Below are 9,809 nucleotides of genomic sequence, written 5' to 3' on the forward strand. Positions count from 1 at the left end.
GCGCCGGCACAAACGCAGGCGCTCCACTGGATGGTTTTCTCACCGCCGTGCACAGTCCTTTCATGCCTGGCAGTTCGAGAACGGCGGCTTTGACGCAAAAGTCCGATCGATTCATCAGAGGGTTGGCCAGCAACCGATCCAAGCCTTCGACGCGCTGTATCGATCGATGAAGGACGTTTATGGGTTTGGTCGCTTGGGGAATTTCGATTTCCTGACGATGCTCGGAAAGCTTCACCTGGCCCCCATCGAACCCGGCAGCGTGTATCTGCCAGGCGCTACAGGACCGCTATCAGGGGCAAAGCTCCTCTTTCACGGCAACCGAGCGTTTCAGACCGGAGCGAAGGCTCTGGGCGATCGCGTGGACGGCCTGGATCCCTATCTCACCGTGGGGAAGCAAGTCCTCGAGGATAGCCTCTGCAATTGGCAGAAAAGCCCGGAGAGGTACGTTTATTTCAAGGGCTAGCTCGCGACGAGCTCCGGAACGTGCGAGTTCGTGCTCCACCGATAGCGATGTTTCAGGAACGAGAACTTGCCGTGCGGGATGGCCTCGGCCCTTTCGAGCTGGCCCACGATCACTCCTGCCGTCACTTTAGCGGCTTTTGCCGCCTGCATGATGGCTTTGGCGTTCAAAGCCTGCTTGTCGAGCAAATCCTGGCGGACGTCGTCGGGCAGCAGGATCTCCTGTGCGTAAGCATTGGCTTCGTCCTCCTGGGTCTCAGTGTCTGCCCCCATAACCTCGACGCCATCGCCATCAATGTGGGTCTGGCCATGAAGAATGATGTGAGCCGCTTCGTGGAAGAAGGTGAACCAGAAATGGTCCTCTGAGAGATGCCTAAAGCTCAGATGGATAACCGGCCGACCCTTTGCGTCGAACCATGAGGCGCCGCTCGCTCTGCAACCATCAGGAGCACGGGCAGTCGTAATCGACACCCCCACAACGGCGCACGCTTCTCTCAACCGTTGGAGGATAGTAGCAGGATGCTTGAAGGCTGACACCCGCTTCAGCGATGGCAAAATGTGTTTGAACTCGTCGCGGTCAAACTGGGCGGTTGGGCGCGAGGCTACCTGTGCCTCGCCAGCACGCAACCAGACCAGTGTCGCCATACCATCGGATGCGAATGCTAGCGATTTCCGGAAGGCGACTGCGCCAACCCCTGCAGAATAGCGCTGCCCCCACTCCTGGATGCTTTTGCAATCGAAGAATGACAGGAGGGCGTTGTTGCGGACCGATCTTGCCCGGCTATCGGCGGGAAGCCATCCGAAACGCCTCATGGAGGCAACCGGCATGGATTGCGCCCACTGATCGATCGCTGTGATATCCGCATTGCCGAGCCTGGCGAGCTCCTTCAGGTAATCCTTGTCGCGAGCAAGCCAAAACCTCGCTGTCGAGCCGAGTTGCTCGGCAAGAGCTTCGGCCAGCTTTTCGTTCAGGCGAAGCTTGCCATGGAGCAGCGCCTCGAACTCATGGGCTTTCAGGCCCATGACGTCAGCAAATTCAGAAGGGTCGATTTCGCGCGTCTTTATGACCCGGGCAATGGTGGCGCCTGGCGGGGACGCCCAATTCGGCTCGGCTCTCATAATAACTGCGCACCATTTTGGACGATCCGGACCAGTTTTACCCGGTGGGCCGTCGCCCAGTTCGTCATGTCAACAGCGTGGACTCCTATGGGCTGAACCTCCAGGATGCAATCCGGGCCGAGCTGATATTCCAGGATAACAGGATCAGACCGAACGGCTGCCGGAGGGTCGACCAGTTCATCCAGGTACATAGCGTTCCCCATATCCGCTACAAGGCTGAGAAAGGCCTCTGCGAGATCGTCGCCGAGCGACTTCTGTGCCGCTTTCCGGTCGAAGGCGATCGCTCGCATCTTGGCCAGTCCAAATGTGAATTCCAAGATTGATCGTCCGTCGGCCAGCAGCTCACGCAATGCTAAGGAACAGCGAATCGGGTACGCGACGAAACGATGCAACATACCGCATGACGCTGCGTAAAAAAGTACCCGCGGTTGCAGTCGTGCAATCGCGAAGCGCGAGGGCGCCGCGTTTTTCAACACAATCAGATAATGTGCAATCATCGAAGTGCCGAGAAGCGGACCTTCAAGGAGTCCGCTAGGGGCCAGAGTTGCCCGTTGAGGAGCGCCGGGCAGCGTTCGACGCCTTCGCGGGCAGCCACCCGTTATCCATACGATCGAGGAGCTGTTGCGGAGCTTTACGGGATCCGGCAGGCTGCGTTTGCCGGTCGCGCTCCTGCGGCCGGGTAATAGCGCCGCGTGCAATCAGGCGGCCACCACCTCCGTTGGCGCGGAGATGGCGGCCTGACCACAAGGCGATCATCGTATGAGGATGATCCACCCATGGCTAAGCGCCATCATATCGACCCGTGCCTGGGCACGGAAGTGACCGCGCCCCGTTTGACCGGGCTTCCCTTCAACCGCAGCCAGGTTATCCGCAGCCTCGTCTGAGGCGGCCGGATCCACGCTGCCGACGCCAGTCGCTCACCGCCGCGGGAGAACCGCCGGCGAGGGATGTGGCGCGGCTCGAAGGGATTTTCTCATGATCATGTTCGACCCGACGGCGCCCGCGGCGCCGACGACCATGCATGTCCGCACCGTGCCCGGCTTGCCGGCTTCGGTGCGGATCGTCTCCACGCCGACCAGCACGCTCGCGATCGGTGCTGCGCCCTGGCGCCATGCCCGGCGCCTCGCTGCCCTGCCGCTCTTCTCCGGCGCCTGCCTCTACGTCCTGACCGGGAGCGAGGCACGCATCGGCAAGACCACCGGTCTCGACGCCCGGCTCAGGGACCATCGCCGCGCCATGCCGATGCCGCGGATCGACCAGATCTTCGCGATCGCGAGCCCGGGCTTCAACTCGGATGCGATCACGACGCTGGAGGCGATCCTGACGCAGGCGGTGCGCAAGGCCGGCGTCATGCCGGTGGTCGGTACGCCGCTGCGGGTGCCGGCCCTCGATCCCGCCCGCGACCGGGACCTGCTGCATTGGCTCGGCGAGTTGCCGCCCCTGCTGCTCGCCGCCGGCTGTTCCGTGTTCGATTCCGATTTCGCGCTGGCAGCCGAGCGTGCGGTTGAGGCCGCCGCGCCGATCAACCAGCTGTCCGCCACGATTGGCAGCGGGGCGGTCCGGCAGGGCTGGGATGAGGGTTTCCCGGCGGATCTGCTGCGAAGCCCGGCGACACTGCATTTCGTGCTGGAGCGCGGCGGCCTGCGGGCCGAGGCGGCCGTCCAGGGGCCTTGGACCGTGCTGAAGCGCGGCTCGCTTCTGACGGCTGCCGCCGACACGTCCGATCAGATCGGCGTGTCGCGCAAGCGGGCTCGGCTGCGCGAGCTCGGCCTGCTCGAACCGGCAGGGTCGTTTCAGCGCCTGACGCGAGACATAGCGGTGCCGTCGCTGACCAATGGTGCCAGGCTGGCGTCCGGCACCAATGCCCCGCCGACGGTCTGGCGCGCCCTCTGAGAGTGCTTTGCGTCCGGCTGCGCTGAGCGCCGGCCGCGCCCTTCCTTTTCATTCTATCGCGACGCCGGTGCCTGCGTGCCCGGCGATCGCCGGAGCCTTGTCCCATGGCCAACGCCATTCTCGCATTCCCGCGTCGGCAGACGCATTTCCCCTCCGACACCACGCCCGAGCTTCCGCCGGCTTCGGAAGCCGACACCACGATCCCGACCCAGCAACTCTGGCGGCGACTGCCGGCAGATGCTTTTGGCGAGCCTGAGCGCGCCGCGCTGTGCGATCTGCTCGCCGCGGCACGGCCCTTCGGCGTCGAGCATTGGCAGGAGGCGCTCGCCGGCGACGATGCCGCCGCCGTGGCGATGGCTCTGAAGCTTTGCGGGATCGATGTCCTCGACACCTATCGCCACGACGTCGTGCTCAGCATGCTGCTCTGGCATGCGCTGAAGGGCTCGCCCGCGGCGAAGACGACCCTGGCCTTCACGCTCGATCGGCGCCGCTATCTCGGCGAGGACGTCGAGGCGCTGACCCGCTCCTGGCGCGGCCCCTCGCGCGCCGAGATCCGCCGTGCCGCCGTCCAGGCCCTGGTGGAGGCGCTGTCATGAGCGCGACCGACCAGAACGACGACGACGCGTTCGCCTTCCTGCAAGGGCCGGAGCCCGAGGTCGAGACGCCCGAACCGGATCAGGCCAAGGGCAACGCCCTCTCGCCCATCGGATTGCTGCTCGACCTGTCCTGGCAGGCAATCAAGACGGGGGGCGATCTGCGCAGCCTGCCGGCCGGAGCGACGCTGGCCGCGATCATCCGGGTCCCGAGCGACGCCTGGATCGATCCGATCCATGATTTCGTGCACGAGAACGACCCTGCGGCCAAGATCATCGAGGGCAAGGCCAGGAGGAAGGATTGGTCGGCCCAGGAGGCCCTGATCGTTGACGCGCTCGATCACGGCAAGAGCGTCTTCGGCATCGCCTCCGATCCCGACACGCAGCTGCCGCCGCTCCTGCGCGCCGCCGCCGACGTCGTCATGGCCATCCCGGCGCCGACGCCGGCGCTGATGCGCCGGGCGATCAGGCTCCACACCGGCCGCGCTCGCGTTCCGGCTCTCACAGCGATGGACATCGGCGGACTCGACCTGCTCGACCTAGCCGCGGCCTTGCGGCCGCGGACCACGCCTGGGGCCTGCGTCAGGCGGCTCAGGGCAGCCGCGGCGACGCGCAGTGTCAGCACGAGCCACGACTCCACGCCGCTGCTCCATGATCTGTCGGGGTACGGCGCGGCGCGCGACTGGTGCCTGGGGACCTTGGCCGACATCGAAGCTGTCCGGGCCGGGACGCTGTCCGCCGGCGAGCTCGAATCGGCCGTGTTCTACGGACCGCCCGGGACCGGCAAGACCACGCTGGCGCGCAGCCTCGCCAAGACCGCTCGCATTCCCCTGATCGAGACCAGCGTCGCAGCCTGGTTCCAGCACAAGGAGGGCGCGCTCGGCGACTTCCTGCAGCAGGTTGCGGATGTATTCACGAGAGCGAAGAATAGTTCTCCATGTATTCTATTTATTGATGAATTAGATAGTTTACCTGATCGCGCTCAATTAGATTCTCGCAACAAAAGTTGGTGGAGCTCTGCGATTGGAGGCGTTCTGTTGGCGCTCTCTAATATCAGAGAAGCGAAGAACGGAGTCATTCTTCTTGGTGCGACCAACTTTCTCGCCAATATCGACGCCGCCTTACTGCGGCCGGGCCGTTTCGACCGGCAGTTCCGGATCGATCCGCCGGATGCGGCCGGCCTTGCTGGCATCATGCGCTCGCATCTCGGAGATGATTGTCCGGAGGCCGATACGGGCGCGCTGGCCCGGCTCATGCCCGGTAGGACCGGAGCGGATGTTGCGGGCGTGGTGCGGGAAGCCCGACGCTTCGCACGAGCAGCAAAGAGGGAACTGACAGAGGCCGATCTGCGCACCGCGATCATGCCCGCGGATCCGCGCCCGCCGGGGGAGCTTCGCCATGTCGCAATCCACGAGGCCGGACATGCCGTCGTTGCGCACCTGCTCGGCCACACCGTGAGTTCGGTGACGATCCGTGGCGAAGGCAATGCCGGCGGCTGGACGGATGTCCACCTGCCGAGCGTGTCCGACCGCGGGCTGATCGAGGCGCGGATCAAGATTCTGCTGGCGGGACGAGCGGCGAACCAACTGTTCGGGGCTTCGGCCGATACCGGCGCCGCCAGCGATCTCATCGAAGCGACCCGGCTGCTCGCCGCCGCGCGCCTCAGCTTCGGCCTGGCCGGCAGCCTCGTCACCCGTGCCGCGCCGGACCAGGTGCTCGATCTCGTCGCCCGCGACAGGTCCCTTGCCGATGCCATCGATCAGGAGCTCGCCGGGCTCATGGTCTCCACCAGGCGCCTCGTCGCTGAGAACAGGGCCGTCATCGAACGGGTCGCAGACGCGCTGGTGGGCAGGTTCGTCCTCGACGGCGTCGCGCTGGCGGATCAGATCGCGCTCCAGCCGGCGCTGTCGAGGCGGCGCGAGCCGCGGCTCGGCCGCGGACAGGACCGGCCGCGCCCCGGCGGATGAGGGCGCATGCACGAGCCCGAAAAAGCGCTTGTGCCATTCCGGGATCCGATCAACCCTGTTCATGCACGCCGAATTCGCTCGCCCAGCGAGGGGATTCCGGCGTGCCGCCTGGGGAAGGTGAGGAAAACCCTCCGGCATCGGCCGGCGGTCGCCCCCGGGTCGTAGACCGTCGGTCGATGCCGGACGTCACGGCCCGCTGTGAGGTGCAAATATCCCGGCCCCGCCGCGGGCAGCGTGCCTGGCACGCAAACGCGGTCGATCGAGCAAGGCGCGGTAGCCGGCGCCGGACATGGAGAAGCCCGCCCCCACGCCAGGCAAACTGGCGAACCCTGGCCTGTGTCGCTGGCTCTCGATCCTGGACTGCCGATCTCGGATGCGGAGGTCAGGCTCCTTCTCTTCTGGATGGGCGATTGCCTGGGCGAGGCAGACCGGTCGAAGCAACTGGATAGGGATGACGATGAAGATGCCGGATCACCGCTCTCCTTCTGACGGGATGTCGTCCCGGCAGAAGGCTGTGGCCTATCTGCGGGTGAGTACGGGTCGGCAGGCCGAGCAGGGCATGAGTTTGCCGGAGCAGCAGCGGCAGGTCGCTGCTTGTGCGGAGCTCAACGCCTTTGCGCTGGCGCAGACCTTCTGCGACCGCGGCCTGACCGGGCGCACGGAGACCCGCGAGCAGTTCCAGGCGATGATGCGCTATATTCGCGATCCGGCGAACGATGTCGGGGCGGTGATCGTCTACCATTCCTCGCGCCTGTTCCGGAATGCCCAACTGCTGCTCAAATACCATTCCGAACTCGAAAGCCGGGGCATTCGCCTGATCTCGGCTACCCAGGCTTTGCCCGACGGACATAACGGCAAGCTGCTTCTGACGATGCTCGCGGCCTTCGACGCACATGCCTCGGATCAAAACGCCGAGCAGGTGCGAACCGTGATGACGGCCAATGCCGAGGCCGGCTACTGGAACGGGGCGAAGCCGCCCTTTGGCTACAAGACCGCTGTCGCGCTCGTCCTGCGCAGCAAGAAGAAGAAGGTTCTCGTGGAGAGCGGCGAGGAGGCGCCGGTCGTTCGCCTGATCTTCAGGCTGTATCGCGAGGGCGACGGCTCGGGGCCGATGGGGATCAAGAAGATCGTCGCCTACCTGAACAGCCACGGCTACAGCTTCCGCGGCAAGCCGTTCTACACGAGCGCGGTCGAGAAGATCCTGAAGGGCGAGGTCTATACCGGCACCTTCCGCTACAACTGCATCGACAGCCGCACCCGCAAGCTGCGACCCGAAAGCGAGCACATCAAGGTCAGGGTTCCCGTCATCATCCCGATGGAGACCTGGCTCGCGACCCAGCGGGCGCTGCGCGACAATCGGCCGAACGTGCGGGCTCCGCGCCTGACCACCGGCCCCACGCTGCTCTCCGGCATCGCCATCTGCGAGCATTGCAGGGGCGGAATGCAGCTCAGGACCGGCAAGAGCGGGACCTATCGCTACCTGACCTGCGCCAACAAGGCGAACAAGGGCAAGTTATCCTGCCGGGGCCAGTCGGTGCGCATGGATATAGTCGACGAGGCCGTGCTCTCGGCGATGGAGGTGGAGGTGTTCGCGCCGCCGCGGCTGAAGCGCCTGATGGGCCAGGTGATCGACGCATCCAATGCCGGCGTCGAAGCCCTGGAGAAGGACATCGCGCGGCTGCAGGCTTCGCTCAACAACGACAAGGCCGGGCTCGAACGCCTCTATCTCGCGATCGAGAAAGGGATCGTCGACATGCTGGACAAAGCCTTCGCGCAGCGGATCGCCGATGTGAAGCTGCGCATCGGCGAAAGCGAGGAGCGGATCCGCGGCTTGAAGAATCGCCGCGTGCTCCACAGCACGCGCATCTCGGATGAGCGGGTCGCCGCGTTCTCGCAGCAGGTGCGGGAGAAATTGCGCAGCGCGGATCCGGCGTTCCGCCGCGCCTGGCTGCATCTGTTCGTCGAACGCGTGGTGATCGGCCCGGACGAAATCCGCATCCTCGGCCCCAAGCAGGCTCTCGCGGAAGGTCTCGTTCAGGGAAATGTCAAGGCCGGCACCATGGTGCCCAGCTTTGACCGTGAATGGCGCGCCCGACACGATTCGAACGTGTGACCTTTGCCTTCGGAGGGCAACGCTCTATCCAGCTGAGCTACGGGCGCTAACCGTGCAGGCTGGATAGCCGATCCCTGCTGCTTCGGCAATGCGGGATTTTGAATTTGAGCAAGAGCCCGAGACGGCAAAGGTCGCACGTTCGAATCGTGTCGCGGGCGCCGCGGCTGTGGCGAGGAGTGAGTGTAGAGCTGACCGTTGATCGATCACCAGTATGCGCTGAAGGGGACGGTGGGCTCTCGATAGCTTGACTGTGAGCCTGACGCATCGGGACGATTGGCTGATTTGATAAGAGCTCGGCCGAGCTAGATGGCGTCCAAGACGCGAAGGGTCGTTGCGGAGACGTCACGGCCGGTGACACTGAGGCTGAATGCCGATTCTCGACGACATCCCTCCGGAAATCCGGCGCGCCGCCTGCGCGTTTCACGAAGCCGGCCATATCGTCGTCGGCTGGGAGCATCGGCGCTACATCACCCACGCCTGGCTGCGACCGCCTTACGGCTTCTCCGGCGAAACCTGTTTCGAGCCCTACACGCGCGGGTTCCAGATCGGCAGCCCAGTCGACCGGCAGCGCGCGGAGGTCGAGATCACCATCCTGTCCGCCGGCTATTGCGGCGAGATGATCTATTGGAACGCGGAAGGGCTGAAATGGTATCCGGGCGCGATCTCCTCTCACGAGGATGACCTGCGGCAGATGACCCCCTATCTCGCCCTGTTGCAGGTGCCGGATGAAGCCGCCTTGCGGGCACGCTGTTCGACGGCCGCCACCGCCATTCTCTACCGGCCGGCGATGCTGGCGGCTCAGGCCAGGATTGCCCGGAGACTATCCGATCAACGCCGCATCGATCGCGACGAGGTCGATGACATCATCGGGCGCGCAACGGCCTAGCCGCTACGCGCCCGAAGGAATGTTCGGCGGTTACGCCGCCTTCTTGCCGGCGTCGAACGGCACCTCGATATCGACGGCGAGCGTCGAGACCTGAGGGCCGCGCTCCATGCGGACGCTGACCTTGTCGTCGTCGATCTGCATATGCTTGGAGATCGCGCGCAGGATTTCGTCGCGCAGCTTGCCGAGCAGATCGGCATCGCCGCCGGCAGTTGCGCGCTCATGGGCGAGCAGGACCTGCAGCCTTTCCCGGGCGGCCGGGGCCGAGCGGGGGCGGGAGAAGAGGCGGAACAGATTCATGCTCATGCCGCCTTCCTTCCGAAGAACTTGCCGAAGAAGCCGCGCTTCTCGCCGGGGACCGTGACCGGGAGCTGTTCGCCCTTGAGGCGACGGATGGCATCGAAATAGGCGATGGCCGGGGCGCTGCCCTGGTCGGCCAGCGTGACGGGCGAGCCGATATTGGAGGCGCGCAGCACGTCCATGCTCTCGGGGATGATGCCGAGCAGCGGGATCGAGAGGATCTCGAGGACGTCATCGACCTTCAGCATGTCGCCGCGTTCGGCCCGCAGGGGGTCGTAGCGGGTGAGCAGCAGGTGTTTCTCCATCCGTTCGCCGTTCTCGGCCTTGAGCGTCTTGGAATCGAGCAGGCCGATGATCCGGTCGGAATCGCGCACCGAGGAGACTTCCGGGTTGGTCACGACGATCGCGATATCGGCATGGCGCATGGCCAGCGTCGCGCCGCGCTCGATGCCGGCCGGGCTGTCGCAGATCACCCAGTCGAA

8 protein-coding genes, 1 tRNA gene and 2 pseudogenes are annotated in these 9,809 nt (G+C 65.0%); 6 read left to right on the plus strand and 5 right to left on the minus strand.

Annotated features, from left to right (window positions below):
* A pseudogene (locus tag Q0Q36_RS24215) lies at window positions 1-463 on the plus strand (hypothetical protein); the annotation flags it as partial.
* On the opposite strand, the gene Q0Q36_RS24220 reads toward Q0Q36_RS24215, so the two are convergent.
* Window positions 460-1,482, minus strand: coding sequence for an ImmA/IrrE family metallo-endopeptidase (locus tag Q0Q36_RS24220; protein WP_293802305.1), 1,023 nt, complete (start codon window positions 1,480-1,482; stop codon window positions 460-462). The pseudogene Q0Q36_RS24215 and the gene Q0Q36_RS24220 sit on opposite strands and share 4 nt — an antisense overlap.
* A gap of 92 nt (window positions 1,483-1,574) precedes the next feature.
* Complete coding sequence (locus Q0Q36_RS24225; RefSeq protein ID WP_293802307.1) at window positions 1,575-2,075, minus strand: hypothetical protein; 501 nt, start codon at window positions 2,073-2,075, stop codon at window positions 1,575-1,577.
* Between the two features lie 478 nt (window positions 2,076-2,553).
* Between Q0Q36_RS24225 and Q0Q36_RS24230 the strand changes: the two genes are divergently transcribed.
* The 4 genes from Q0Q36_RS24230 (at window position 2,554) to Q0Q36_RS24245 (ending at window position 8,144) form a co-directional block, all read left to right on the plus strand.
* Window positions 2,554-3,471: a hypothetical protein gene (locus tag Q0Q36_RS24230; RefSeq protein WP_293802309.1), complete on the plus strand. Its 918-nt coding sequence runs from the start codon at window positions 2,554-2,556 to the stop codon at window positions 3,469-3,471.
* Window positions 3,472-3,575: 104 nt separating this feature from the next.
* Window positions 3,576-4,067: a hypothetical protein gene (locus Q0Q36_RS24235; RefSeq protein WP_293802311.1), complete on the plus strand. Its 492-nt coding sequence runs from the start codon at window positions 3,576-3,578 to the stop codon at window positions 4,065-4,067.
* The gene (locus Q0Q36_RS24240; protein ID WP_293802313.1) at window positions 4,064-6,031 is read left to right on the plus strand and encodes an AAA family ATPase; all 1,968 of its coding nucleotides are present in this window, start codon (window positions 4,064-4,066) and stop codon (window positions 6,029-6,031) included. Before Q0Q36_RS24235 ends, Q0Q36_RS24240 begins: the two co-directional genes overlap by 4 nt.
* A 493-nt stretch (window positions 6,032-6,524) precedes the next feature.
* Entirely contained in the window at window positions 6,525-8,144 is a 1,620-nt protein-coding gene (locus Q0Q36_RS24245) for a recombinase family protein (protein WP_293802317.1), read from the plus strand.
* Here the strand turns inward: Q0Q36_RS24245 and Q0Q36_RS24250 are convergent.
* Window positions 8,115-8,191, minus strand: a tRNA-Arg gene (locus Q0Q36_RS24250). The two genes, Q0Q36_RS24245 and Q0Q36_RS24250, sit on opposite strands and share 30 nt — an antisense overlap.
* 320 nt (window positions 8,192-8,511) lie before the next feature.
* Between Q0Q36_RS24250 and Q0Q36_RS24255 the strand changes: the two genes are divergently transcribed.
* Complete coding sequence (locus Q0Q36_RS24255) at window positions 8,512-9,030, plus strand: hypothetical protein (RefSeq protein WP_293802315.1); 519 nt, start codon at window positions 8,512-8,514, stop codon at window positions 9,028-9,030.
* Window positions 9,031-9,060: 30 nt separating this feature from the next.
* On the opposite strand, the gene minE is transcribed toward Q0Q36_RS24255, so the two are convergent.
* The gene (minE, locus tag Q0Q36_RS24260) at window positions 9,061-9,327 is read right to left on the minus strand and encodes a cell division topological specificity factor MinE (RefSeq protein WP_265060491.1); all 267 of its coding nucleotides are present in this window, start codon (window positions 9,325-9,327) and stop codon (window positions 9,061-9,063) included.
* A 2-nt stretch (window positions 9,328-9,329) separates the two neighbouring features.
* Window positions 9,330-9,809 (minus strand): annotated as a pseudogene (locus Q0Q36_RS24265) (septum site-determining protein MinD); the annotation flags it as partial.

Source organism: uncultured Allobosea sp., from assembly GCF_945957345.1.
In the GTDB taxonomy this organism is placed as follows: Bacteria; Pseudomonadota; Alphaproteobacteria; order Rhizobiales; family Beijerinckiaceae; genus Allobosea.

What these genes read in the sequence shown, in the direction of transcription:
- Q0Q36_RS24220 (WP_293802305.1), bottom strand. Translation starts at nt 1,482, where the DNA reads ATGGGCCTGAAAGCCCATGAGTTCGAGGCGCTGCTCCATGGCAAGCTT.
- Q0Q36_RS24225 (WP_293802307.1), bottom strand. Translation starts at nt 2,075, where the DNA reads ATGATTGCACATTATCTGATTGTGTTGAAAAACGCGGCGCCCTCGCGC.
- Q0Q36_RS24230 (WP_293802309.1), top strand. Translation starts at nt 2,554, where the DNA reads ATGATCATGTTCGACCCGACGGCGCCCGCGGCGCCGACGACCATGCAT.
- Q0Q36_RS24235 (WP_293802311.1), top strand. Translation starts at nt 3,576, where the DNA reads ATGGCCAACGCCATTCTCGCATTCCCGCGTCGGCAGACGCATTTCCCC.
- Q0Q36_RS24240 (WP_293802313.1), top strand. Translation starts at nt 4,064, where the DNA reads ATGAGCGCGACCGACCAGAACGACGACGACGCGTTCGCCTTCCTGCAA.
- Q0Q36_RS24245 (WP_293802317.1), top strand. Translation starts at nt 6,525, where the DNA reads ATGTCGTCCCGGCAGAAGGCTGTGGCCTATCTGCGGGTGAGTACGGGT.
- Q0Q36_RS24255 (WP_293802315.1), top strand. Translation starts at nt 8,512, where the DNA reads ATGCCGATTCTCGACGACATCCCTCCGGAAATCCGGCGCGCCGCCTGC.
- minE (WP_265060491.1), bottom strand. Translation starts at nt 9,327, where the DNA reads ATGAATCTGTTCCGCCTCTTCTCCCGCCCCCGCTCGGCCCCGGCCGCC.